The organism is Paenibacillus sepulcri (assembly GCF_042647105.1).
GTDB classification, from domain to species: Bacteria; Bacillota; Bacilli; order Paenibacillales; family Paenibacillaceae; genus Paenibacillus_Z; species Paenibacillus_Z sepulcri.
This window is the reverse complement of record NZ_JBHRUP010000001.1, coordinates 5489087-5514821: the sequence shown is the minus strand read 5'-3', so window position 1 is coordinate 5514821 and position 25735 is coordinate 5489087. Positions and strand designations below refer to the sequence as shown.

The window sequence follows — 25735 nt, the reverse complement described above, 5'->3', positions numbered from 1 at the left end:
ATCCCTCCCTTCTAACCCAAGTCACTCTTAGATGTAATATTCAAGGTAAACCGGCTCCGGCTTCTGAGCTTCCGAGGACGTTTTCTCCGTATTCGTCTTAAGTCCCATCAATCTCTTCATCTGTATAAGCACAATCCCTCCCAGCAGTCCGCAAACAATGATATACAAGGGATTGATATTCGCGAACAGAAACATAAGTGCAGCAATCGATACGAATGCCGTCGCAGCGTCAAAAACGGACGTTTTGAGCATTCTGTAGGCGGCCATGAGGATGAGCGCGACGACGGCGCCATGTATTCCCTTCAAAGCCGCCTCGACCTTCGGATTATCGTTAAAATATAAATAGAATAGGCTGAGTACAATAACGATCAGAAAAGTAGGGAACGTCACGCCCATAACCGCCGCAACCGCTCCCGGGAAGCTGGCCTTCCGAAAGCCCACGAAAGCCGCCGCGTTGACGCCGACCCCGCCCGGAGCAGAACCGGCAAGGGATATCATATCGGTCATGTCCGCCTTGTCGATCCACTTCTTCCTCCCGACAATCTCACGCTCAATGACCGGCATCATGGCATAACCGCCACCGAAAGTCGATGGTCCAATCCGAAAAAATACCCAAAACAGCTGTAGGAGGATTCCCAGTCGTTCTTTCCAAGCCTGCGCCATTGTTTTACCCTCTTTCAATCGCTTTTCTTTATTTTATCACATTTATTTCATTTTGGATTTATCTAATCGATAAATGGGTTATAAATTCATTTTATAGCTAATTAAAGGTTTATTTAATAGGTGTCCCTTAGCTTCAATTTGCCAAATTCCGATTATTCACCTTCATTTAATTCATTATGGGTTAAAGTTAGGCAGGCGAATTTGACTGCGATAGCGGAAGGCATTCTATTCGGGTATAATCAGAATTATATATTTACGATTATAATACTTGTGTAAGTAGGGATTAACGATGAAGAACAAACCCGAGAGAGCTGTTCCTTCGCATAAAAAGCTTATTTACACCGAGGTGGCCGAGCGGGGGACCGTTTCCAAGGCGGATTTATTAACGTCGAGCAAGCTTACAAGCAGCACGTTAACACGTTTATTGGATGATATGGTGGCGGAAGAGCTGATTCAGGAAACCGGACGGGGTCCTTCCAATGGCGGAAGGCGGCCCATTCTTTATCAGATCAGAGCGGATTACGGCTATATTTTCGGGCTGGATATTTCCAGGATCTCCTCGACGCTCGGCTTATTCGACATGCAGATGAACCCGAAGTCGCTCGTCCGCTGGCGCATGGATGAGGCCATGACACCGGAGAGAACGGTCGAATACGTGGCCCGTCTCATGCAGGATATCTTGAGGGATCACCAGATCGGGCCCAATCAAATCCTAGGCATGGGCATCGGGGCTGTCGGGCCCCTGGACCGGACTAACGGCATGATTCTAAGCCCGCTTTATTTTCCGGCCAGAGGCTGGACCCAGGTTCCGATCTGCCGGATGTTCGAGCAGGCAGCCGGGATCAGGAGCACGCTTGAGAACGGGGCGAATATGGCCCTGGTTGGCGAGCAGTGGTCGATGCGCCATGAGAATGTCCAGCATGCTCTTTATATCCACGCCGGCGTGAGCCTGCGTTCGGCTATGATGTCTTATGGCCGGATCGTCCATGGAACAGTCGATATGGAAGGATCGATCGGGCAAATGATTATTCAAACGGACGGGCCCAGGCTTCATCCTTCCGGAAATTATGGGGCTCTTGAAGCATTGGCCTCGGTGCAGGCTCTGGAGAAGCAAGCCAGAGCCCGGGCGAAAATGGGCGATGATGCGCTCCTCCAGCAATACCGGATCACACCTGAACAGCTAAACTTCGATATCCTGGTGCAGGCCTTGTCATCCGACAACCCTTCCGTCCGGGAAATGTTCCATCAATCCGCCGTCTATTTTGGCGTGGGACTTGCCAATCTGATTAATATTTTTCTTCCGGAGCAGGTCATCCTGGGCGGCGCTCTGATTAATTCCAACCCCATGTATTATCAGACCGCGACGGAGATTGCCAGGCAAAACACGTATAATTATCCAGCCTATGAGCCCCGGTTCTCGAAAGGCCAGCTGAAGGAGGATGCGGTTGTTACCGGGGCCGCCCTGATCGTAAGAAACAGTATGGAGCTGTAAGGAGCAGCAAGCAAAACGAAAGGCCCCAAGAATAGTTCCCCGGGCCTTTCAGGTTTTTTTAGATGGGCTGTCCGGTTAGTCCGGCAAATTCTGTTCCATGATGGCTTTTGGGCACTTTCCCCGACCGCAAGCCCAGCTTCTTTACGTTGTTCCTCCAGTTTCTGCGTCCTGCCGTCTTCTCCGTTCCTTCTCCCGGATTACTTCCTCTGCTGTAACGATTCCGTCCACCGGTATCCCTAACCGTTCGAACTGTTCAAGTGGTGCGTCATTGTCCCTCATCAGTCCGGCCAGCAATCCAACCATTCGCGCTTCGACCTCCGGATCGTCCATAACCGTCTCCTGCTTCGGGTCTTGACTCAGATCAAACAATAGATCTCCATATTGGTAAGGATTGACGAATGTATGGCCCGGACTTTTCATCACTTTACACTGCTTGGTAAAGGAGAACGGCGCGTGAAGCTCCAGACCTTCGAATTCCCCGGGAGCAAACATCCGGTTCATATGGGTCGGCATCAGCGTATACTCGTACAGCGGCCGGTTGCCGGCATCCTTCGGCCCTCTCATATATACATACCGCCCGTCCGTGCAATTGACATGGCCGCCATGGATCCCGAACAGTGCCGCTTCCCGGATTGCACTGCCCTGAACGACTGCCTCATTGATCGGCCTCCCCTGCATGTCCGCCGGCAGGTCGGCGCCGAAGAAGTCAAGCAGTGTCGCAGGCAGATCGATCGTCTGCACCAGCGCATCGGAACGCCGGTTATGTTGTCCGCTTCTGGGGTCCCACAAGAACAGCGGAATATTCACGATTTCGTTATAGAACGGTTGAATATTTTTCCCCCACCACTGATGCTCCCCGAGCAGGAAGCCATGGTCCGTATTGACGATCAGCAGCGTATCTTCCCATAGATTGAGACGGTCGAACGTATCCAGCACCCTGCCCAGATGCGCATCGCACATGCTGACCAGCGCGGCATACTCGAAGATAGCGTGCTGCACCTCTTCCGGCTGCTCCTTGACCCTCCCATAATCCGGCCAGTCAAAATGCTTGCCGATCGGGGAGTGGGGATACAAATCCTTGTACTTCTGCTGCGTAAAATAAGGCTCATGCGGATCGAACGCTTCGATTTGCAGGAACCAGCGGTCCTGATCGTGATTCCGCTCCATGAATTCGATGCCCCGGTCGACCGTAACCGCGAGCGGCTGCTTCTCTTCGGCATCCAGATACTGGCGGTTGACCCAGTCCTGCCGCCATAAATCGCCGGTCCGCCCGCTCAGGCTCTCCGGTATTTCCGGATTCTTCACATGCCCTTTCCAGGGGTCTCCCTCCTGCCCCCGCGCATACTCCCAGGTGTTATAACGGGTATGGTAGGTGGCGCCTCCATCCTCGAAATAATGCGTATGGTCGGTTGTGAGATGGGTATATACCCCGCTCTTCCTCAAGCACTCGATCATCGAATCGTCGAAAGGCTCAAGCGGCCCCCAGCTTCTGTGCAGGAAGCTGCAGCGGCCTGTCTGCAAATCCCTTCTTGCCGGCATACAAGGAAGACTTCCCGAGTAGCACCGGTCGAACGTAACGGAGCGCTCGGCCAGTCTTTGGAAATTCGGCGTATGAACCCAATCGCATCCATACGGGGCCAGCATATGCCGGTTCAATGAGTCAAACATCAACATGACGGCTTTCATATCAGAAATGCCTCCTTTTGATCAAGCGGTTACAGCTCGGGCCTCTGCCCCTCAACCTGCATCATTTCCCTGTACCGGCTAGGGGTAATGCCCTCGCTCTTCTTGAAAATGCGGTTGAAGTAGGTCGGCTGATAGCCTACCATCTCCGCGATATCGTTGATTTTGCAGTCTGTTTCGAGGAGCAGCTGCTTCGACTTGTTAAGACGGACGTCGGTTACATAGGTCACAAAGTTGATGCCGGTTATCTTCTTGAAGGCTTTGCTCAGCGTAAGCGGAGTCAGCTCATGCTCATCCGCCAGCATGTCGAGCGAGAGATCCGCATTGCCATACCGGCTGTGGATCGTCTCCACAATCCGCTCAATCGTCAGCTTCAACCGGCTGTCCTGATCCTCGGATTCCTGTCTGATTTTCCGGATGTACGGGCTGATGACGCGCTCTCTGAGCAGAGCTGCGATCTCTGAGGTTTCAATGCCTCTGTCCAGCTCCTCCTGGAGACTGAAGGGCTCTGTTTCAAAAGGGTTGTAGCCCGCCTTCAGCATGCCGAATCTAAGGTTGCCCAGCAGCTGCAGAAGCCCTTGCTGAAACAGATATTCCTTCGTCGTATTGGCCTCCAGCTCACTGCAGAACGTCTCCAGAACCTGGGCGGCCAGCTTCTCGTCCAAATTGCGGATGGCCTGCATCAGCTCAGATTCTGCTGCAAAAGGGTAGCGTATCCCATCGTTTAGCTGCGGCATAAAATCCTCCGCTTGAATGACCTGCTTGGAATCGTATAAATTCCGATAGCGGACAAGCCGGTTCACTTCCTCCCATGCCTGCGGGATTTCGGTCACGGTCTCTATCGGACGGCTGATGCATAACGTAGTGGGCATCTGCAGAAATTGGTAAATGATATCCACCAGCCTCTCGGCAAGAAGCTGCAAATCGTTTCTTCTGCCATCGGGAGATTCATCCGGCGGATATTCCAGAATGACGCCAATGGAGAGATCATGAAGATTGATAATCTCGCTCCGCAGTTCGCGATCCTTGAGCACTTCCTCCACCATGTTCACGGCTGCGAACGAGATAAGCTCCTGATCCCCTTTATGAAACCGCTCCTTGGACTGCGGCGATCCTGTCATCTGAATACCAAGAACGGCATACCCTGGCCGCTCTGTGTTCCAGCCGAAAAGCTGCATCCTCTCCTTCAGCTCATCAGGCCTGGATAATTGAAAATGGCCCTGCAGCAGCTGAAGCAGGAAGCCTTCCTTCATCACCGGAAGCTGCTTCTGAAGACGATCCTCCAGCGCGCGGCTCTGGAAGTTCAAATGCTTCCACTGCTCCGTAATAAACTCAACCTCATCCGCCGATTCGCTTCCAGGCGAGAGATGAATCCCGAACATTTTGTTTAAGGTATGAATGGGCTGATACAGCTTGCGGGACACCAGGAAAGCAACCGCAATAGCCAGAAGCAGCCCCGCCCCGCCGAATAAATAAACGAAATTGGAGGCTGCCACAACGGGAGAATTGATTTTTTCAAGCGAATCGACGCTCGCATAAGTCCAATATTTGCCCAGCCGCTTGAAGACTGTGTAAGTGACGGAATACATGCTCCGGTCCGCTTCATAAATCAGAGAGCCGCCGGCCTTCCCGCTGCTGCCGATACGCTCTATCAACCCGCTTTGCAGCTGCAGCGATTGCGCCTTCTCCGTGGAGCTGCCAATCGGCTGCCCCGAATCGTCGAACAGGAATGCGGCGCTGTTCTCGTCCAATGTCGAGCCGCTTAGCATCCGGGAAACCTGGCCCCGGTTCACCTGCACAAGCAGGGCGCCGAACGGTTCGACGTCGCTGCTCGCCGGCAATTGATAGATAAGCGTAAGCGTCTCTTTTCCCGCGCCGGTATTCGCTGCCGGGAGAAACCGCGGAAGCCAGAAGGCTGTTTGCGGATTATTCAATAATTCATGGAACCGCAGCTTGTCGTCATCCCCCAGGGCCAAGGTTCCACTGCTGTCCGAGTAGACGACGCCTGGACGATCCAAATAAATATCCGCCTGCTCGATTAACGGATTGGACTCCTTCAGGAGCAACAGATTCGTATAGATACTGCGGATGAACTCGTAATCGTATTGCGTCTCCAGGTTCTTCAGCTTCAGTCCGAACTCCGGATTGAACGCCCACTGCGTGGCGGCTTTCTCCAGAAACGACAGTGAATCGTCCAGGCGCACCGCAGTCTGGGCTACCTGGTGCTGACGGGAGGAGAGCACTATTTTCTCCATCTGCCGGGTGCCGATCCACTTCACGCCGCTGCCCACAGCGATGGTGGGAAGGCATATTGCCAGTAGAACAAGGACGAGGCTTCTCCGGTAAAACCGTTTGCGAAACAGCGATGATATACGGAACGAATGAAAGGCGGCCTTCCAATTTTTCAAGTGCGATCTCTCCATTTTGTCGGCTCAAGCTAACGCCATTCTATCACCAAATCTCTGAACCCACCATGACCGCCAAGAAGAAACTGCGATGTCCTTTGGTGTCTCCAAGGCTGAAAATTGTCCTGTCCCATTCCGTAAAGCTGTTTCGCAAAATTAGTGCCTAGCTGCCTTGTCTCTTCTGATAATCTTCATTAAATTCGCTGATGATTTGCTGATACTGGGGATCTGCCTTCAGATCGGCTGCATATTTGTCCCAAGCTTCAATGGATTCGCGGCCCAGGATGACTTTTACTTTCATATCCTGCGTGCGCTTGTCGTAATCGGCTCCGACCTTGTTGTACGTATCGGAGTTCAGGCCGACGGACGGGTTGGCCATGCCATCCTTGGCCTGCTCGTCGATGATGGACATGTTGCGCTTCAGGAAATCTTCCGGAATACCGGTCTGGTATGCGAAGGCGTACTTGTCGATGCTTTGGAAAATCGGGAAAATGACGCCGGTGTATTCTTTTGCTTTCTCCGTAAACAGGTACATGCCGTCCTTGACATTATAATGCTCGCCTTCAATCCCGAAGTTCGCCATGACGCTGCCTTCCTCTGTAGCTCCGTAATCCATGAAAGCCAGAATCTGCTTCATCTTCGCTTCCGGCACGGTCTTCGGAATGACCCAGAAGCCATATGCGCCGCTGCCCTTCGGAGCGAATTTCCCCTTGGGACCTTCCAGATAAGGCAGGTACAATAAATCCGCTTGCGGATTGGCCGCGCGCATTTGACCGGTAAGCAGCCAGGTCGGCTTGATCGCATCGGCGAATATTCCCGCTTTATTGGTCGTGATGCTTTCCCTTACCTGTGTATTCTTCAGCGTCGGGAAGTCAGCAGCCAGCAGGCCCTCCTTGTACACTTTGTTCAGCCACAGGAGAGCATCTCTCGTTCCCTGCTCGAACGTCGTATCGATCAGCTTGCCGCCTTGATCCTTCCACTTGCCGTAGTTTCCGTTCATGACATTCTCTATCCATGACAGGCTGCCCATATCCGTCTGCGTCACGTTGGCGGCCAGTCCTACCGTATCGTTCTTCCCGTTGCCGTCAGGATCCTTCTCCGTGATCGCTTTCATGACATTGTACATGTCATCCAAGGTTTTGGGCGGCTGGAGGCCCAGCTTATCGAGCCAGTCCTTGCGGACAATCGGCATTCCCTCCGTGCCGAAGAGCGGACGGACGAACGGGATTCCGTAATAGTTGCCGTTCAGGCTCGTGTTCTTCCAGCTGTCCTCCGGGAAGGCGCTCAAATTCTTGTAGTCCTTCAAGTAAGGCGTAAGATCCCAGAAAGCGCCCTGCTCGGCCATTTTCCTGACCTGTGCCTGATAGGGACTGCGGAGCAGCATCAATTCCGGCATGTCGCCCGATGCCAGCGTCACATTCGTCTTGTCGGTAAAGTTGTTGGACGATACCCATGTAATGTTCAGCTTCGTATTCGTTTTCTTCTCGATTTCCTGACGGATCGGATCCTGGTCGCTTGGCGGCTCCGGACTGAAATAGTCCGACATGATGCTGATTTCGACCGGTTTGCTGCTGCTTTCCCCGTTTGCTGCCTGGTTCTCCTGATTTCCGTTCTGGCCGCAAGCAGCCAGTAATAATGCCATGATGATTACACATGAGAGCATTGTGATCCTGCTCTTTCCTGCCATGGATGACTCCTCCTCTATTGTTTCTATTGTATAGGATCTCATTCCTTCACAGAGCCGATCATGGCTCCTTTTGCAAAATGCTTCTGCAGGAATGGATATACCATAAGAATGGGGACAGTGGCCACGACGACCGCCGCCATCTTGATCGTCTCGCTCGGCAGCTGCAAATCGTTGCCCAGCGCCATAGAACCTCCCATCGAGGTCGATGAATCGACGATCATATTGCGCAGCAGCATTTGCAAGGGCCACTTCGTATAGTCGTTGATATACAGCATCGCGTTAAAAAAAGTGTTCCAATACCCCACCGCGAAGAACAGGCCAAAGGCCACCATGGACGGTATGGACAGCGGCAGAATAATTCTCATCCATACGCCGATTTCATTGCACCCGTCGATCGTCGCAGCCTCCTGCAGCGCGTCCGGGATACTGTCGTAAAAGCCCTTCATCAGCAATACGAACCAGCCGCTGGTCATAACCGGAATGATCAGGGACCAGATGCTGTTGATCATGCCAAGCTCCTTGACAAGCAGATAGTCAGGGATAATGCCCGCTTGGAAAAGCGTGGTCAGCAGCACCAGCAGCATCAGGATCCTGCGGCCCTTCAGTCTCTTGCGCGACAGCGTATAAGCGAAGCTGGATGTCAGCAGCAGCGAAACCGCCGTGCCGGCAGTCGCCAGAATACCGCTGACGCCGATCGCATTGACGAATGCTTTTGTGGAGAAAATGTATTGATACGAAAGCGTGCTCCAGGCTTGTGGAAACAGCACAAAACCTCTGTCGATATACTCCTGCGGGTCCGTGAACGACACGACAAATACATAGTAAAGCGGGAACAGGGTAACCAGCCCGATAATCGACAAAATGCCGGCATTGGCCGTAATGAACAAGCGGTCTCCCATGGTTGGCTTCATCTAATACACCCCTTCCTCGCCCATCCTCTTCGCAAACCGGTTAGCGGCAATTACCAGAATAAGGCCCGTGACCGATTTGAAGAATCCGATCGCCGTACTGTAGCTGAATTCACCCTGCTGGATACCGGCACGATAGACGTACGTATCGAAGACATCCGACACATCGGAAACAGCGCCATTCATCATCAGAAAGACCTGCTCGAAGCCGACATCCATTGTATGCCCAATCCGGAGGATCAGCAGAATGACGATGACGTTGCGGATGGATGGAAGCGTAATATGCCACATTTGGCGGAACCGGCCGGCCCCGTCCATCTTCGCCGCTTCATATAATTGCGGATCGGTACCCGCAATTGCCGCCAGGAACAGGATCGTCCCCCAGCCGGCGTCCTTCCAGATGTTTTGAATCGTAAGGATGATCCAGAACAAACGCGGATTGGTCAAAAAGTCGATTTTCGCAAATCCCGCCGCGGCCAGCAATTCGTTGATCACACCCTCCGATTGGGAAAGCAGCAGAAAGGTGATGCCGACAATAATGACCCACGACAAAAAGTGGGGCATATACACGATGGTCTGGATCGTTTTCTTGAACCGTTGATTCCGCAGCTCGTTCAGCAGAATCGCCAGCACGATCGGCAGGGGAAAAAACAGAAACAGATTCATGAAGCTGATGGCCAATGTATTTCTGAACAGATTCAGAAAATCGGGATTGGAGAAGAAACGCTGAAAATGCTCAAGGCCCACCCACGGGCTTTGCAGGATGCCTTGATAGGGAGAATAATCCTTAAAGGCAATGCTGAGTCCCCATAAGGGCACGTATTTGAACATCAGAAAAAATAAGACCCCGGGCAGCGCCAAAATATATAAATACTTATCGCGTTTCAACGAATACAGCCAGCTGCTGGTCATGGTGCTCCTCCTCATCACGTTATAGCGCAATCATAGGAGAGAGCGGTTCTTGCCGGCAATCATACATTTCTCCCGGCCTGCAAGCCATGTCTTGCACTTTTTATCGCATTGGACTTTTCTCCCATGCCTGGAATTCTGCGATTGGTTTGTTCCCTTCATTCCCCGGAAATCCGCTTCAATCCATACCAAAAAAGCCCGACCGGAATCCATCCGGCCAGGCAAGCATCAGCGATTCTTCCCGCAGAAGTCAATCATTATAAATGACGGCTTTTCTGTTTCTTCGTAAAAAAGAAAGATGCAGCCGCAGCAGAATAATCCCGATAATATACACGCCGGCTGAATACCAAAGCAGCCAGTGGATATAGGTCAAATAACCGACCCGCAAGGTTAACCATTCAAACGCAACGGATAGAAGCGTCCATCCGATCAGATAGTAGAAAAAATGCCGGCTGCTCTCTGGCATAAAATTCAGGATCAGTATTCCTACCGCCCCTGGAAAAATAGACTGGAGCACAACGGCCTGCCATTCTACGCCAGGGCCAAGCTGATTATAAAGTTTGAAGTAGAGGTCCAGCAATTGGTCAGCGGTACGTGTTGCAACCACCATGAACAACCATGTGCAGTACATTTCTTGCCGGGTCAGCCGTTTGGGCATAAACCAGACAACAAGAATGGCCAGGATTGTTGCGATTGTCATAAACAGCAAAATTCTGCACCTCATCTCCATTAACGCGGCTGTCTCATTAATTTCAAGTATGGTCAGAGAACTTATTATTCATGCAGAAATAATCGCGAGGCCCTTTCATCCAAGTCCTCCAGGACTGCTGCCCCGTTAAAAGGAATACTCCCTTTCAACTTTACAAATCTTAACCTTGTAATTTTGATACCATTCTTGCTTGCCCTTCTCCTGGGCGGCAAGATGAGCCGGATTTTGCTTCCAGTTCCTTATCGCCTCCAGACTCTCCCAATAGGAGATCGTGATCCCGGCTCCCGAGGAATCCCGGACACTTTCCACCCCGATGAAACCAGGCTGCCAGCCAGCCATCTGCTCCATTTTATCAGCCATGATGCTGTATCCGTTATCCCCCTCTGTACGCTCACTTGAGAATATGACGGCATAATACGATCCGTTCGTTTCTGGAACCATTGCTATCATCTCCTTCTATTATAGATGTCAGTTGTATACGTCAGATTATACTACAAGAAACAGATCGGGGATCCTTAGATATCTATTGATTACCATTTAAAAGGAAATTAATATAGACAATATCTATACTAATATATATATTGTTAGATTTTACTTAATAAAACCTTCTCATAGCGTTAACCTTTGGCTAACACTGCTCCCTTATGCTAAGACAGTACCGATTACAGCCTGTCCTGAAGGAGGGAATGCCCGCCGCCAAACCGGCAGATGTCCATTTTTGAATGAAACCGCTTGAATTTATGGCATGGCACCGGCCGATCCGGCATTGGTACCGGCGTCAACAACGTCTTCGCCTGATTCATGGAGAGCCGACCGGACAGTAAGCATTCCTGCCGACCGATCCGGCCAAGCCTTACAGCAGTAACAATAATGGGACGGGAAGCCCGCCCACAATCCAAGGAGGCATTTATAATGTTCGCACAAGGTCAATTCCGCCTGCTCAAAACTGCCAAATCTGCAATCCTCGCTGCCGCTCTGCTCAGCACGCTTACTCTGTCCTTCAACAGCCATCAGGCGTCAGCCGCTCCTTCACCGGCCGTTCCCGATTATGAAGTCAAATTGCTGCTTAATCCAGGCGCTGTGCTCGACTCGAACCACGATCTGAGCAGCAGTGTGAGAAGCCATTTCGGTATGCCGAGTACAAAGACCAAGATGAGCACGGAGTTTCTGGATTCGGACGATCAGGATCTGAACGCTGAAGGCTGGAACGTCCGGGTGCGTAAAATGGAAGATTTCGACGACAAGGAATTCGAATTAACCTACAAGAAGCGCTATCCGATTACGAATGGCAATATCGATGCCGCACTGGCAGCCGCAGCACTTGACGGCTTCGATGCCGACGAGGATGACTACGATGCACAGGTTGATTGGGGCTATCAAAAGCAGACACTTAGCTTCAGCAACAAGAAGTCGGTCGATCAAGACGGGTATGATGGAATGGACAACCTCTCCAAGGACGATGCGATCGACATTGCGATTGATGAAGCTCCCGGCAAATTCGAAGACTGGAGCTCGAGCAATTGGGGCACTGATCTGCTCGAGGATGCCCATCTGTACGGGCCGGTTGACGGCAAACGCTGGACCGGCACATGGAGCGGTGACGACATCGACATCGAAGTGTATGAAATCCTTCAAGCAGACGGAAGCGGCTATGATTATATTGCCGAAGCTTCCTTCAAGACCGACAGCCGCACGGATGCCGCTTCGCTGAAAACGCAGCTCCAAAACGAGCTGACGCAGCAGGGCTGGTTCCTGGCCGGCGATGAATTGAAAACCCAAATGATTCTGGACCGCTACTAAACAATTTGCTCTTCCCCACTGGCCTCATGAAAAGAAAGGGACGCCGAATAATCCGGCGTCCCTCTTTAATTGCCCGCTATGCATTTGTCGCGAAGCACGAATTCCGCCTTCCGCCAGTCGTGTTTTCGAAGAAATTTAGCGCAGACTAACCTCTACAAGAGTCCCTTTGTTCGATGTGCTTTTAATCGATATACTGCCGTGATGATTCTCAACAATTTTATAACATATCAACAAGCCTAACCCTAAGCCCTCTTCTTTCGTCGTGTAGAAGATATCCCCTAGCTTGGCCATCTCCTCCTCGCGAATACCGATGCCCGTATCGCTGAAGCTGACAATGACCGATTCATTCGCATCGACTTTCACTTTGATGAACAAATTTCCGCTTTCCGTCATAGCTTCGATACCGTTCTTAAGAATATTGCTGAACACGAGTTTGATTTGATTGGGTACACACCGGACCAGGGGGATCTGATTCGCAAATTTCGTAATGATGTCCACGCCTTTTGCAGCGGCCTCCAGTTCATAGCGTAGGATCACATCCTGTAAAATGAGAATGAGATCCGTTTTCTCAAAATGCAGATTTTGAGGGCGGGCAAGAATGAGCAATTCATCGGTAATCGCTTCAATTTGTTCCAGTTCGGTGGACATGATTTCTATATGCTGTATTTTGGCTGAACCCGGCACAAGCATTTTCGTAAACCCCTTAAGCGTCGTTAACGGATTGCGTATCTCCTGTGCAATTCTCGCTGCCAGAAGGCTCACGGTCGTAAGCACCTCAGAGGTGTGCAAATCGGGCATTCTCGCATTCTTGAGCTCCGTAATGTCAATAAATGTGATAACAACTCCTTGATTGACAGAATCAAACGTAAGAAAAGGCAGTATTTTCAAACGAAACCACTTGCCGTCCAGGCTGCTCTGGATCTCTTTCTCTATCGTCACGCCCGCGAGAAGAACTTTATTCGCATCTGCCACCAATTGGTCATATTTGAGATGCGGCGAGATCTCGGCGATGGACTGTCCTATAACCAATTCTCCCAAATGAATCTCTTTGGTCATGGCAGGTGTAATTTTGCGGACAATCAATTTGGCATCCACAAAAACAGTCGCTACATTGGTGCTGTTGAAAAAGTTGGACATGTCCAGGTTCAAATCGGTCAATTCCTGAATCTTGAATTGGTACTCGTGATTCACCGCCAGCAATTCTTCGTTTCCCGATTGCAGCTCTTCATTGGTGCTTTGCAATTCCTCGTTGGAAACGATCAATTCCTCGTTTGTCATACCGAGCTCTTCATTGGAGGTTTCCAGCTCTTCATTGGAAATTTGTAATTTGGCGTTGGCAGCCTGCAGAGATCGCTTGGCATTGACCAGTTCCTTGTCCAATTCATGGATGTACTGCTCGATCTCCGTTTCCGATTGAAGATTAATTGGAGCTTGAATCTCCATCTTGACGTGAACAGGAGCTTCTTCCTGCTGCATTCCCGCTTCTTCGAAAAAAAGGATCATCAATTTATCGTTGATCGTATCGACGTCAAACGACTTCGCCCTTATATGTATGGAGTGCCCCTTGAAGCTGTCTTTGATCGCAATATCCCGGTACACGACTTCCTTCAGTTCTTTTCTTACTTTATGCAGTACGGTTTCAATGATCACCGCCAAATATTCCGGCACCATTTTCAATAGATTATGGGTTGGCTTCCCCTTCGGGATGATAAGGAGTTGATTGGCATTGCCGTTGATATGGATAATGTCGTTGTTCTGATCGATGATAATGCATGCGCCCACATATTCTTCGATCAACCTCGCAGAAATTGTATCCAATTTATGAATTCGTTCATTTTCCCTTAATCTGGAGATTACTTTATTTTTGTGAATAAGCCTCTTCCCATTCTCTGTATTCTCCTGCCCGTATTCGCCAGGTGTGGATATAGAAGATTTATGTTGATAAAGATTCCATTTGTTATCCAGGGATTTAAATAATTTCGTTAATTTCCCCAATGTCTCGCTAGGCCCCAGAAATAAGTAGGCCTCCGGCTTCAAGGAAAAATTAAACTGGGCTATCACTTTTTGCTGGATTTCGGGCTGCAAATAAATTAACAGATTGCGGCAAGAGACCAAATCCAGCTGAGTAAAAGGGGGATCATGAAGTAAATTATGCTGGGCAAAAATCACCATCTGCCGGATTTCTTTATTTATTTTATATTCATTTCCCTGGCTGGTGAAATAAGCCTGCAAATACTCCGGCGGTACATTTTTGGAGATGAATTCGGGGTAAATGCCTTTGCCTGCGAAGCGGATGGAATCCTGATCCACATCCGTCGCGAATATTTTGACTTCAAAGGTTTCTTCAATTTCCTCCATATATTTGGAGAAGAGGATCGCGAGCGAATATACCTCTTCACCGGTAGAGCAGCCCGCTACCCAGACCCGGATTTGTTTCTCAACCCCCTGCTGCTCGAAGATCGCAGGAAGCACCTTTTCATATAGAGCCGTATAGGCGCCCGGGTCCCGAAAAAATTGCGTCACCCCAATCAATAAATCCTTTTGCAGCGCGAGGACCTCATCCGAATGATGATATAAAAAATAGTTGTATGCCTTGAGATTATCGAGCTCCTGAATCCCCATCCGCCTCTGCAGACGCCGCATGATGCTGGCCTGCTTGTATATGGAGAAATCAACGCCCGAAGCTTGCTTCAGAATCGCAAACAAGGTTCTGAGCTCTTCGGCAATGGAGTCTTTGGTCTGATTCGTATAAAATCCGATATACTCCAGAATGTGCTGAGGCATATCCCCGGGAGCGAGAAAATAATCATTCCAGACTTCCAGCTCTTTACCCGCGGAACGGATGGAGCTGACTGTGTTTTTTTCCTCCACCATCACCAGCCCGTTGGCTCTTGTGATCGCATCAATTCCCACTGCTCCGTCGACACCTTCCCGGGACAAGAGGATACAGATCGTATTGCTTCCAAAGCTTTCGGCAAGCGACAGCATAAAGCGGTCGGCAGGCAAGAGCTGATTTTCAGCTTCAACGGAAGGATAGGTGTTTAGGAATATTTTCCATGAGCGGAATTTGAAATCCTGCTGAGGGGGCAGTAAATAAATACAATCCGGCCGGATTTCCATATTGTCTTCCGCATAAAAAATTTGCTTCTTTGTATGCTTGGAGAGCTGTGCCAGCGGAAAGTCTTTCGATTGTGCCCCATCGTGATGCGCAATAATATAGGAAAGACCGCGGATGAGATCCACATGCTGCAAAAATTGGACCAAACCCTCCAGCTTCCCCGGTGAAGCGGCGATGCCGACTACGCTAAATTCTTTTATCCGATCATTTGCAGAGTCACTCTCATGGTTTACGGTTGTTTCCATTAGGCATGATCATTTTCCTTTCCGTTGACACTTCCTTACGCTTGATTATCATCACTCTCAAAATAAAAAAAGAAATAAAGCAGCAGTACTTTATTTCAGGAACATCATAGTATGCAGTTGAATAGAATACGATCCGATTGACCATAATTTCTTGTCGCTTAATCAGTTTACCATGACTATAGTTTTTTGTCGATAATTGACAGTCCGGAACTGAAAATAAAGTACTGAACTGTATGCACCATTCGTGAAGACAACAGCGCATATTCCGCCTGCTCCGCCAGTCAATCTTTATTCATTTCCATAATTTAGAGTTCGAAGCTTGAAAATGACTGGGTGTAACACCGACCATTGCCTTGAAGGCGCGGCTGAACAGGTGAATGCCCGAGAATCCTACTTCCCTGGCAATAACGGTCAGCGTTTTCCCGCCCTCAAGAATTCGCTGCTTGGCCTGTTCGATTCTGACATGCATCAAATATTTGTGAATCGTAATATTCAGCTGCTCCTTAAACAAAAAAGATAAATGATTGGTCGAGATGCCGGCATGCTTGCTAATGGAGGCATTGTCCAACTGCGGATCCCAATAATGCCCGTTAATGAAGCTGATGGTTCTCTCAATGAATACCCAGCCTTTGGTCATCTTGCCCTCATGAGAGCCGCTGTTAATCTGGCCTTTTAAGAACAGGAACAGCAGCTCGATGCAAACCGCCTTCATGAGCAGCGCGTTATTCCCGCGCTCATCAAGGGATGCTTTGTGCATCATGAGGAAGCTTCTTTTCAGTTCTATACGGTCTGCCGGACGCAGGTGGGAGATGGGCAGAAGGCTAGCCAGCCGCATCTCACGTTCCGGGATTTGTCTCTGCTTGTCCATCGTGATTCCGGTTTCCGTCCAGGCGCTTCGCTCGCCGTCATAGTAGAGATCGAAATGAAAGATGTATTGAATAACAGGAGCAGCCGATGTCGTACGGATGATATGTGACATGAATGGACTCATCAGGAGAACATCGCCCTCTTGGACGAGATACTTCACCCCGTTCAATATAAAATCCGCTTCGCCCTGCTCGATGTACGTAAACACATGATCATAATCCACCCATTCTCCCGACAGGGAGGAGGATTTCAGAATTTTGACCTTTCTCACAAAGGGAGAAATCGTATTCATCCATGCTTCCATCGTTCATCCCTCCGAACCCGCTTCACCTGCGATACTGATCCGCCCCCGCGCGGCAGACTTCTCCATCGATTGTCTCATATCACGATTATAAAAGAAAAGGGAGCCTGTTCTGCCAAGCCGGCGGAATCAGGTCCAATCAAATAAAACCCCGTGGTACTGATCCTTGTCATTCCGCAATCCTTCATATGCGGATGCCGCTTCCTCCGGTTTCAGCACATGGCTGATCAGCGGCTCAATCTGCAGCTTGCCGCGTTTCATCAGCTCGAATACAATTTGCGAGTTGCGCACCAGGGAATGCTTGAGAAATTCATTCGGCTCAACGGGATAACGCCACTCGTGAGCCCCTTTGAATGTAATGCATCCACGGTTATAAAGATGGCAATAGTTCAGCACATCGGTCAAATCGGTGTTAAATTCCCCCCTTGGGCTGCCCAGGAACACGATCTCTCCTAATCTGGCGATCCAGTCCAGACTCTGAGCGGCAACCTGGGCAATGCCCGTGGCTTCAATATGCGTGGAGACGCCGATTCCGTCCGTCCTTTCCTCCACCCTCCGCTTGGCTCCCCCTTCGGCGCTGTTGTACGTATCGAATAATCCGCAGCGTTCGGCAATTTCAAGCCTTTTGCGGGACAGGTCAATTCCAATTACATTAGCCCCCTGCAGTCCGGCCAGCTGGGCCGCCATATTTCCAACCAGTCCGAGCCCCGTAACACTCACATAATCGCCAAGCTCGATATTGGACACCCGAACGGCGGTAGCGGCCACCGTAGCCATACGCGTAAAAGGCACCCACCGCAAGTCCAGACTTTCCGGGACCTTCAGGAACGTTCCGCGGGTCGAAACGGCCTGATACTTCGAGTGATCCCCGTAATGAAAAACGATGTCCCCTTTCCGCAGGGCAGACTCCCCTTCTCCCATCTCGACAATTTCGCTGACCGAGGCGTAGCCCGGCGTTCCCGGCATCTGAAACCAGCTCTCGTCCCCGGACAAGCAGGCCAGTTCCGTTCCTGGACTGATCAGCGTAAACAGCTTCCTCACGACTGCCTCTTCAGCCGGAATGGGAGGCGGATCAAATGCCTCCTCCACCACTTCAACCTGCCACGGTTTGACGAAAACAACTTTTTTATTCTCCATTGTAAACGCTCCCTTATTTTTGGTCTCCTTACAATATAATTGTTTTTTGAAGGGAAGTCTTTGAGGAGAAATCTGATTTTTTATCGAAAAAACCGATTGATCCGGCAAAAGGGATTCAGCAGGGGATTCGGACTTGGGCTATTCCTTTAAAACTTGAGCTCTACTCCGTCCAGGGGTCCAGCAGTTTATTGAAAACGACCACCGCTTCGTTTCTCGGGATGCTGCCTTTTTCTTTTGAACCGCGCTTGGAGCACTCTTTCAATTTGTACATGACCCTGTGCCAATTGGTATAATAAGAGGGAAGGAGCGTGTGACGGATGATTCGATATATTGATCAATATATTCGCAGTGAGGAAGAGCGGATGCGGGCCGGCAAAGTAGAGGAGCTGGCTGCCCGTTTCGCGGAAAGGGCCGCGCGGCATGACCATGAAGGATCTTTCCCGTTTGAGAATTTTGCCGACCTGCGGGAGGCCGGATATTTAAAGCTGACAGTCCCTCAGGAATTCGGCGGGGACGGGCTCTCGCTGTACGACCTCGTGATGCTGCAGGAACGGCTCGCGTATGGGGATGGTTCGACCGCATTGGCCGTCGGATGGCATATCGGGCAGGTTCTTCATCTCCGGACAACCCGAAAATGGCCGCAGAACATTTTTGCCGATTTGTGCCGCTCTATCGTGAAGGATGGGACCATGATCAATACCTTTGCCAGTGAAGCGGCAACCGGCAGTCCCAGCCGGGGAGGACGGCCCGAGACAACGGCAGTCGCCATAGAGGGTGGATGGCGGATTACGGGGCGCAAAACGTTCAGCACGCTTTCGCCGATTCTCGACCGTTTTGTCGTATCGGCTTATATCCCGGATGAAGATTGTACGGGCGACTTTCTTGTTCATCGGACAGACCGGGTGACCGTTGTGGAAACCTGGGACACGCTCGGGATGCGCGCAACCGGGAGCCATGATGTGGTGTTGGACGAGGTTTTTGCAGGCACGGATATGCGGCTTTCCGGAAAAGGCATGGACGACGGGGGCGGCTGGCTGCTGCATATTCCGGCATGCTATATGGGCATTGCCCTGGCTGCACGGGATTACGCCCTTGAATTTGCCCGCTCCTACCGTCCCAATAGTCTGGCTGAACCAATCGCCTCTATCCCCTCGGTCCAGCACTTGATCGGGGAGATGGAAGTCGAACTGCGAACCGCCCGTTCGCTCCTGTATGCAGCGGCGGACCGCTGGGACCGGGAGAAGGAGAATCGGCCCTCCCTGAAACCGGAGCTCGGCTTGGCCAAGTATGCAGTCACCAATAACGCCATCAAAGTCGTAGACCTCGCGATGCGGATTGTCGGTGCTTCAAGCTTGTCCCGCAAGCAGCCCCTGGAACGGTACTACCGGGACGTTCGCGCAGGCCTGCATAATCCGCCGATGGATAATATGGTCCTTAACAGCTTGGCCGCTGCCGCTTTAGGGGAGAAGCCCCTGTGATACCGGGGATAAACGCTGCAAAAAGAAACTTGCTTCATCCTTTGGACGATGCAAGTTTCTTCTCTCTGAGCTTATAGAAATTCAAGTGCTATGCGTTGAACAAATCATGGAGAGCTTGCGCCCGTTCCCCAGTGTTTCCCTTGAGAAAATATTCATGTGCGCCGAATCTGGCAAGCGCCTCTTGATCCGGCTGCCATACCCATTCGTCGATTTCGGTCTGGCAGCGGTGGGCGCGGAATGCCGCAAGCTTCGCCTCCAGATGGGCATGCACGTCGATTTTGACGACGTCTTTGCGGGTATAACCGTACCGCTCCGGACGCTCCATCGCATCGCCAAACGTAATGAAGTACAGATTTCCCCTATGCCCGGTTTGTTGAAAAGCGGCTGTCGTCGCTTTTCCGATCGCGCAATGATCCGGGTGTCCGCCCAGCTTTTCATGAAAAGTAAGAACGACGTCCGGATCGACTTCTTGGATCAAGCCGGCAATTCGCGCTGTCAGCTCGGCCTCATCGGCAAACTCAACCGTCTTGTCGCGGATATCGAAGAAGATGAGACGCCCGATGCCCAGGCTTGCGCATGCTTGCTGCAGCTCGATTTCGCGGGCAGCTGCCATGGTTTCCCGGTTGAGATACGGCGGATTGCCCATTCGGCGCCCCATTTCGCCACGGGTGGCGCTCACCAGCGTAATGTCGACTCCTTCGCCGGCATATTTCGCTAAGGTGCCGCCGCAAATAAACGACTCGTCGTCAGGATGCGCAAAAACCGCGAGGAGCTTGCGCAATGGTGCTTTTTCGATGCTGTTCATTCCGGAAATGGCTCCTTTCCCAGGTGCAGGGCGACATTCATCCGCCCTCTGTCGTCATAGCCGGCAAGCAGAAGACGGCCATTCCCGTCTACCTCATAATGGGTGAGGGCTTCCATACGCAGCCATCCATGCCCGTCGAAGCGAAGAGCGGCGCGAAATGGACCATCCCCAGCCACATAGGCATGGGTAACCTTGACCTTGAAATTGCGGACGAAAACAAATGAAGTCGCCTCGCTGTGAATATAGGCGTCAGCCCCGACGAAGGTTCGAAGCTCGGCCTCCACCTGAGGCTTGATTATTTTGATCATCACGTTTGGTTCTCTTTTCTTAAAAGAATTTTTGATTGCAACATAATAATATCACAATATTCATATGAAATCTGTTTCATATTCATACAAAGGATGGAGCTGATTGCGATCAAAACCAAAATTCAAACCCAATTTTTTTTATATTATCTTTTTCTTTCCGTAATACCGCTTTTGGCGCTTTCCTATTATTCCTACTATAATATCAAGACAAACACGCAGCAGGATTTGGTCAATACGATTTCATTTGATATGCGGCAAAGCCAGTCTTCCCTCGATAATTTGTATACAAGGTTCCAAAAATATACCGATATCCTGTCCAACTCCACCACGTTTTACAATGCGGTGATCTCCACATCCAATGATATGAAGAATGGGAAGATCCAGCAGGCCAAATACAGCGGTGCGATTAATCTTGATCCGCAAATCAAAAGCTTGTTTGCAACGGACGATGTGATCTCTGCCGCAATGGTCGTTATTGACGGGCGGGTTGTATACAGCTATAAGGATTTTGTATCCATTATGAATAATTTCAAAGATAACCCAATTATTGTAAATACAAAAAATACGCCCAACATGCACTGGTTCAGCAATCAGTCCAGCCCATTCGGTTTGTTCGACGGGAATTATACGATCATTACTAAAAACATCTATGACATCATTGGAAACAACCCGACGGAGAGCATCTGTCAATTTGTCATCCTGATTAATCAGCAAAAGATTACCGATCTATTAAACGATCATCTTCGATTTGCGGACAGCATCATTCGAGTTATAGATGAAAACGGTAACATGATTGCCGGCAATGACAGTGTTCCCCAAACAAGCGAAGAGCATTTTAATAAAATTATCCAACAGATGCCTTCCGATCAAAATTCAACTCATACGAAATATATCGATAACTATCTCGTTTTACAGAGCTTTTCAGCCACTTCCAATTGGCATATCGTTCAGCTGTCTCCAGCCAAGCATGTAACAAAAGCATCCTCATCCATTATTTTCTTTACCATTTTTCTGATAGCGGGCCTGCTGATCATCATGTTCCTGTTTTCTTTCTTTATTTCCAAAGAGATAATACTTCCCATCAAGCGTCTGGCCCATGCCATGAAAAAGGTTGGCGAGAAGAATATTAAAATTGAAATCGTACAGCATTCAAAAAATGAAATCGGAGAAATCATCAGCGGATTTAATCAGATGGTAAAAAGAATAGACAATCTGTTTACACTTACGATTGAAATCGAAGGCAAGAAGCGAAAGTCCGAGATTGACATGCTCAAATATCAGATCAATCCTCATTTCTTATATAACACCATCAATTCCATCCGCTTCTCTGCCATGAATCACAAGGATGAAATAACGGCCACGATGCTGGTAACCTTGAGCCGTCTGCTTCGGAATACCCTGAGCCATACAAGCCATGTTATTCAATGGGGGGAAGAAATCCAAAACATCAAGGACTATATTATTTTGCAGCAGCTTCGGTATGATAACCAATTAAATGTAGCGTATAATATAGGGGAAAACACACAATATTTGTTTGTGCCCCATATGATTTTGCAGCCTATCGTCGAGAATTCCATCATGCATGGTTTAAATCAGAAATTAAACTCGGGGGATTTTGCAAGCGTCATCATCTCTTCCTATTTAAAAGATAATCATATCCATATCATTTCTGTTTACGATAACGGGGTCGGTATTGCGGACTCTATCATGGAGAATATATTGGAGCATAATTCAACGATTGTTTCGGATTCCCTGCAGATCGGTTTAGTCAATATTCATAAACGAATCAGACTCCAATACGGAGAGCCCTATGGAATCGAGCTGGAAAGCGCAGCAGGCGAATATTCCAACGTGAAAATCATTTTGCCTGTACTAAAGAATATCGAGGATGAGCTTCCCATTTCGTTTGAACACATCGAAAACTATTCCTAATAGAAACGGGTGAAGGATTACGGTTAACGTTATTATTGTGGATGATGAGCCCTATGTCAGACAGATGATCAAAAGCATGATTAATTGGAAGGAGTTATCGCTGGAGCTGGTGGGCGAGTTCTTCAATGGCGAGGACGCCTATAAGCGGATCATTGAGGACGGCAGCATAGAGCTGGTTATTACTGATTTGAGGATGCCGGTCATGGATGGACTGGTTCTGATCAAAGAAGCTTTAGCCATCCGGAGCGAATTAAACTTTATGGTCATCAGCGCCTATGACGATTTTCATTTAGTCAAGGAAGCGTTCATGCTTGGCGCCAAAGATTATTTATTGAAGTCCGAGATGACTGAGGATCATATTTATAATACCTTGTCCAATCTGCGATTGCACGACAGCAAAACCTCTGCAGCCGGACTTGAATTCAAGCCGGACACTTCCAGCCGGGAAGCGGAGCCCTATTCCAGCGGAGAACTGATGAAGGAAAACCTGCTCAGCCGGCTGGCTGCGGGAAATATAAAGGCTAGCGATATCGGTACTCTCCAGGAATTACTATGCAAAAATGAACCGAAACGACTAGCGCTGACGATATTGAAACTGAATAAAATGGATATTCATGCCGCCCTTCCCGAAGCATCCTTCAAGCATGAAATTTCAGAATATCTATCCCATACCGAAGAGCTGCTGGCCCCCGGGAGTGAAGTGCGTTATGAAATTGTTCAGACTTCACCCTATGAGTATTTAATCCTTCTGCTCTATTCCAGAAAGGAATCAGACTCTTCGATCATGAAACATTTAAAACATGTATATGACAGCTTTCGTCCCCCAGGCTTCAATATTAATCTGGGCTTGAGCCGTATCGCTTCTGATTTCGCCCGGCTTCCCGAGCTCATTCATGAGGCGCGGATTTCCACCGATTACTGTTTTGTTGCAGGCAACGGGTCGATCATCCGGTATACGGCACAATTGGACGAAACGCCTCCTTTGGAAATCGATGTTATGAAGCAAATTTCCATGCTGAAGAAGCTGCTCAATTCCATCCTTTTTGATAACGGCAAAGCGGATATAAGCAAAATTATGGTCGTTCCCGGATCTGTGAACGCCAGCCATATTCATGCCATTATGGACCTTTATATGAAATATCATTTTATCCTGATCGACTTTGCGCTGCAAAATGGACTGCATGGCGAAATTCGCGCTTTAAGCCATGAGTATGAAAAGCATTTGAAATTTTACGGCGACCTGAACTCGTTGAACAAGTGGCTTGCTTCCGTCATGTCGCGGGTTCAGGCCCGCAAGGGCGAGAATTCGGTCATCAACCAGGTAAAGCACTTTGTCGAAGAGAATTATACCTGCGATATCAGCCTGCAGTCCGTCGCCCTTAAGTTTAATATCAACAGCAGTTATCTCAGCCGCCTTTTCTCGGAAACAGAGAATACCAATTTCATCGATTATTTAGCGCATATCCGAATTACCAAAGCGATCGAATTCATCAAAACATCGAATCTGAAGATATATGAAATCTGTGAAAAAGTAGGCTATACTTCACCAGAGCATTTCAGCAGAACCTTCAAAAAAATTACGGGAAAAAGCCCGAAGCAGTTCATGGATGGGCGGGAATAACAAAAAAAATCTGCCGAAGTCAAATTCGGCAGATTTTTTGTATTGCGGTTTAGGCGGGCAGCTTGTAATCTCCGGCGTGCTAGATTTTTAAAGTGCTTGTGCCAGCCTTGAGTTTGAATTTTCCGGGCTGCGCCTGGTTATCCGGCGAGGTCTTAAAATAACAGCTGGCATCGGAGGTGTTGTGTACCGTAATGCTGCCGTCCTCCAGATTCAACAGACTGTCATTTTTCAGCATGGAAGAGATGTAACAAATGCCGTCAATTTTCAACAGGCTGCCGTTATGCTGCGCGACTTGAAGGATTTTACCGTCATGGCTGCTCTTGATGTAAATGATAAACGCATCGGTCTCTATATTTTTGTACGTAAGGGAGGAATTCTGATGCATGACTCTTCCGTCTGCGCGCATATTGCAAATGATGCGTTCCGTGCCGTCTTCTCTTTCAATAACGACTTCCTTGGCCCATTCGCCCTCGTCAGCCGTGACTCGAACCTCGCTGGCGCTGCCCGAAGGCAGCTTGAAGCAATGAATGAACTTCTCCCTCCGTTTCTCCGTAGGCGTTGATATTTGCAAATATTCAACCTCCGGCTGGACCGGCGCAGCGGAGCCTCCATTCTTGATTTCATGAGCGTATCCGGACTGCAGCTGCCACTCTTTATTTCGCGGGAACAAGCTGTGTATTTCAAGCTGCACGCCATGGCTGGTCAGAACAGCGAGGTTCGCATCCAGTTCCACTTTCCCGTTCACATGAAGATTATAATGCAGATTTCCCTCTTCATAGGTAAACAGATCGTCGATCATGACAATCATATCTTTGATAAAGATGACATGGCGGTAATATCGCTGGAACTGGTTAATGAAGGGGCCAGCGCAATCCGCGAGAAGATATTTATACGTTTCCGTCGACAGAAAGGCCGGGAAATTGCCCATATACTTGGTGCCATGGTACCTGATATCGTCCGGCTCCTGACCGCCGTTGAAATGGATCACATTATGCGCCTGGGGCTTAATATAGTACTGCACATAATTCGGATCGCCATAGCTGCAGTTGCCCGAATCCGTTATAAACAGCTGTCCTCTGCAGGCAAGCTCGAACGTTCCGGCATCATCATGATTGTGATTCCAGCTTTCTCCCGTTTTCATCATAAAAGAAGTGTCGTCCGCCGTAAAACCGCTGCGTATGATGGCATATCCCGAATCATGAAAGATCTTTTCTCTGGGCGGCAGCCAACCGCTCGAGGCTATATCGGGATTATAAAAATAGAATTCATAGGGCAAAGCAAGCCGGGCGTTCAGTTGTTTGAAGTTCTCCTGCGTCCACGATTTGTTGAATTTGCCGCATAAATAAAAAATATACTGGCTGTGCTTCTCAACTTGAAGAGAGATGTCTCCAAAATCGGCAAGCCTCGGTCCATCCCACAGTCTATGAAAAAAGGATGAATAGAAATCCGCCGTCTTTTCCTCCGACTCGCTGAAATCCAAGGCATCCAGTCGATCATCTTTTTTCAACATTTCATTGAATATACAGTAATTGGAGAAGGCATACATAAAATACCCGACATACTCTATGTAGTCCCCGTCACTTCCGAAGTTGGCCTTTTTATTTTGCAGGGTATTCCCGGGGTAATTCATCCATTCTCTTAACGAATCCATAATTTGATCCAGGCAG

General features: G+C 49.4%; 19 protein-coding genes. 5 read left to right on the top strand and 14 right to left on the bottom strand.

Features of this window, described 5'->3' with window-relative positions; translation table 11 throughout:
* Positions 1 to 27: 27 nt before the first annotated feature.
* Positions 28 to 663 (bottom strand): chromate transporter, encoded by a 636-nt coding sequence (locus tag ACFOLF_RS24220; protein WP_210044829.1) that lies wholly within the window; start codon positions 661 to 663, stop codon positions 28 to 30.
* A 289-nt stretch (positions 664 to 952) separates the two neighbouring features.
* Here ACFOLF_RS24220 and ACFOLF_RS24215 point away from each other — a divergent pair, with 289 nt between their 5' ends.
* A complete protein-coding gene (locus ACFOLF_RS24215) occupies positions 953 to 2155 on the top strand; it encodes an ROK family protein (protein ID WP_210044828.1) in 1203 nt (400 codons plus the stop codon).
* Between the two features lie 141 nt (positions 2156 to 2296).
* On the opposite strand, the gene ACFOLF_RS24210 is transcribed toward ACFOLF_RS24215, so the two are convergent.
* The 7 genes from ACFOLF_RS24210 to ACFOLF_RS24180 form a co-directional block, all read right to left on the bottom strand.
* A complete protein-coding gene (locus tag ACFOLF_RS24210; protein ID WP_210044827.1) occupies positions 2297 to 3841 on the bottom strand; it encodes a sulfatase in 1545 nt (514 codons plus the stop codon).
* A 29-nt stretch (positions 3842 to 3870) separates the two neighbouring features.
* Positions 3871 to 6246: a helix-turn-helix domain-containing protein gene (locus ACFOLF_RS24205; RefSeq protein WP_210044826.1), complete on the bottom strand. Its 2376-nt coding sequence runs from the start codon at positions 6244 to 6246 to the stop codon at positions 3871 to 3873.
* Positions 6247 to 6406: 160 nt separating this feature from the next.
* Positions 6407 to 7930, bottom strand: a complete 1524-nt coding sequence (locus tag ACFOLF_RS24200; protein WP_379114295.1) for an extracellular solute-binding protein — start codon at positions 7928 to 7930, stop codon at positions 6407 to 6409.
* 38 nt (positions 7931 to 7968) lie between these two features.
* Positions 7969 to 8841: a carbohydrate ABC transporter permease gene (locus ACFOLF_RS24195; RefSeq protein WP_210044825.1), complete on the bottom strand. Its 873-nt coding sequence runs from the start codon at positions 8839 to 8841 to the stop codon at positions 7969 to 7971.
* Positions 8842 to 9750 carry an ABC transporter permease gene (locus tag ACFOLF_RS24190; RefSeq protein WP_379114297.1) on the bottom strand — a complete coding sequence of 303 codons (909 nt, stop codon included), beginning with the start codon at positions 9748 to 9750 and terminating at the stop codon, positions 8842 to 8844.
* A 247-nt stretch (positions 9751 to 9997) separates the two neighbouring features.
* A complete protein-coding gene (locus ACFOLF_RS24185; RefSeq protein WP_210044824.1) occupies positions 9998 to 10447 on the bottom strand; it encodes a hypothetical protein in 450 nt (149 codons plus the stop codon).
* Positions 10448 to 10582: 135 nt separating this feature from the next.
* Complete coding sequence (locus ACFOLF_RS24180) at positions 10583 to 10897, bottom strand: antibiotic biosynthesis monooxygenase family protein (protein WP_379114299.1); 315 nt, start codon at positions 10895 to 10897, stop codon at positions 10583 to 10585.
* Between the two features lie 471 nt (positions 10898 to 11368).
* Between ACFOLF_RS24180 and ACFOLF_RS24175 the strand changes: the two genes are divergently transcribed.
* A complete protein-coding gene (locus ACFOLF_RS24175) occupies positions 11369 to 12256 on the top strand; it encodes a hypothetical protein (RefSeq protein WP_210044822.1) in 888 nt (295 codons plus the stop codon).
* A 135-nt stretch (positions 12257 to 12391) separates the two neighbouring features.
* Here the strand turns inward: ACFOLF_RS24175 and ACFOLF_RS24170 are convergent, their stop codons facing one another.
* From ACFOLF_RS24170 to ACFOLF_RS24160, 3 genes are all read right to left on the bottom strand, one after another.
* Complete coding sequence (locus ACFOLF_RS24170; RefSeq protein WP_210044821.1) at positions 12392 to 15619, bottom strand: CheR family methyltransferase; 3228 nt, start codon at positions 15617 to 15619, stop codon at positions 12392 to 12394.
* A 292-nt stretch (positions 15620 to 15911) separates the two neighbouring features.
* Positions 15912 to 16790, bottom strand: coding sequence for an AraC family transcriptional regulator (locus ACFOLF_RS24165; RefSeq protein WP_210044820.1), 879 nt, complete (start codon positions 16788 to 16790; stop codon positions 15912 to 15914).
* Between the two features lie 126 nt (positions 16791 to 16916).
* Positions 16917 to 17924 carry a zinc-dependent alcohol dehydrogenase gene (locus ACFOLF_RS24160; RefSeq protein WP_210044819.1) on the bottom strand — a complete coding sequence of 336 codons (1008 nt, stop codon included), beginning with the start codon at positions 17922 to 17924 and terminating at the stop codon, positions 16917 to 16919.
* 317 nt (positions 17925 to 18241) lie between these two features.
* Between ACFOLF_RS24160 and ACFOLF_RS24155 the strand changes: the two genes are divergently transcribed.
* A complete protein-coding gene (locus ACFOLF_RS24155; RefSeq protein WP_210044818.1) occupies positions 18242 to 19402 on the top strand; it encodes an acyl-CoA dehydrogenase family protein in 1161 nt (386 codons plus the stop codon).
* An 88-nt stretch (positions 19403 to 19490) separates the two neighbouring features.
* Here ACFOLF_RS24155 and ACFOLF_RS24150 read toward each other — a convergent pair whose 3' ends face one another.
* Positions 19491 to 20207: a PIG-L family deacetylase gene (locus ACFOLF_RS24150; protein ID WP_210044817.1), complete on the bottom strand. Its 717-nt coding sequence runs from the start codon at positions 20205 to 20207 to the stop codon at positions 19491 to 19493.
* Positions 20204 to 20515: a DUF1806 family protein gene (locus tag ACFOLF_RS24145; RefSeq protein WP_210044941.1), complete on the bottom strand. Its 312-nt coding sequence runs from the start codon at positions 20513 to 20515 to the stop codon at positions 20204 to 20206. The genes ACFOLF_RS24150 and ACFOLF_RS24145 overlap by 4 nt, the downstream gene beginning before the upstream one ends.
* 171 nt (positions 20516 to 20686) lie before the next feature.
* On the opposite strand from ACFOLF_RS24145, the gene ACFOLF_RS24140 reads away from it, so the two are divergent.
* Entirely contained in the window at positions 20687 to 22447 is a 1761-nt protein-coding gene (locus ACFOLF_RS24140; protein ID WP_379114301.1) for a sensor histidine kinase, read from the top strand.
* Between the two features lie 37 nt (positions 22448 to 22484).
* Complete coding sequence (locus ACFOLF_RS24135; protein ID WP_379114303.1) at positions 22485 to 24068, top strand: response regulator transcription factor; 1584 nt, start codon at positions 22485 to 22487, stop codon at positions 24066 to 24068.
* Between the two features lie 79 nt (positions 24069 to 24147).
* Here the strand turns inward: ACFOLF_RS24135 and ACFOLF_RS24130 are convergent, their stop codons facing one another.
* Positions 24148 to 25719: a heparinase II/III domain-containing protein gene (locus tag ACFOLF_RS24130; protein ID WP_379219533.1), complete on the bottom strand. Its 1572-nt coding sequence runs from the start codon at positions 25717 to 25719 to the stop codon at positions 24148 to 24150.
* Between the last annotated feature and the right edge of the window lie 16 nt (positions 25720 to 25735).

Coding starts and splice junctions, on each gene's coding strand:
- ACFOLF_RS24220 (WP_210044829.1), bottom strand. CDS start 663: ATGGCGCAGGCTTGGAAAGAACGACTGGGAATCCTCCTACAGCTGTTT.
- ACFOLF_RS24215 (WP_210044828.1), top strand. CDS start 953: ATGAAGAACAAACCCGAGAGAGCTGTTCCTTCGCATAAAAAGCTTATT.
- ACFOLF_RS24210 (WP_210044827.1), bottom strand. CDS start 3,841: ATGAAAGCCGTCATGTTGATGTTTGACTCATTGAACCGGCATATGCTG.
- ACFOLF_RS24200 (WP_379114295.1), bottom strand. CDS start 7,930: ATGGCAGGAAAGAGCAGGATCACAATGCTCTCATGTGTAATCATCATG.
- ACFOLF_RS24195 (WP_210044825.1), bottom strand. CDS start 8,841: ATGAAGCCAACCATGGGAGACCGCTTGTTCATTACGGCCAATGCCGGC.
- ACFOLF_RS24190 (WP_379114297.1), bottom strand. CDS start 9,750: ATGACCAGCAGCTGGCTGTATTCGTTGAAACGCGATAAGTATTTATAT.
- ACFOLF_RS24185 (WP_210044824.1), bottom strand. CDS start 10,447: ATGACAATCGCAACAATCCTGGCCATTCTTGTTGTCTGGTTTATGCCC.
- ACFOLF_RS24180 (WP_379114299.1), bottom strand. CDS start 10,897: ATGGTTCCAGAAACGAACGGATCGTATTATGCCGTCATATTCTCAAGT.
- ACFOLF_RS24175 (WP_210044822.1), top strand. CDS start 11,369: ATGTTCGCACAAGGTCAATTCCGCCTGCTCAAAACTGCCAAATCTGCA.
- ACFOLF_RS24170 (WP_210044821.1), bottom strand. CDS start 15,619: ATGGAAACAACCGTAAACCATGAGAGTGACTCTGCAAATGATCGGATA.
- ACFOLF_RS24165 (WP_210044820.1), bottom strand. CDS start 16,790: ATGGAAGCATGGATGAATACGATTTCTCCCTTTGTGAGAAAGGTCAAA.
- ACFOLF_RS24160 (WP_210044819.1), bottom strand. CDS start 17,924: ATGGAGAATAAAAAAGTTGTTTTCGTCAAACCGTGGCAGGTTGAAGTG.
- ACFOLF_RS24155 (WP_210044818.1), top strand. CDS start 18,242: ATGATTCGATATATTGATCAATATATTCGCAGTGAGGAAGAGCGGATG.
- ACFOLF_RS24150 (WP_210044817.1), bottom strand. CDS start 20,207: ATGAACAGCATCGAAAAAGCACCATTGCGCAAGCTCCTCGCGGTTTTT.
- ACFOLF_RS24145 (WP_210044941.1), bottom strand. CDS start 20,515: ATGATCAAAATAATCAAGCCTCAGGTGGAGGCCGAGCTTCGAACCTTC.
- ACFOLF_RS24130 (WP_379219533.1), bottom strand. CDS start 25,719: ATGGATTCGTTAAGAGAATGGATGAATTACCCCGGGAATACCCTGCAA.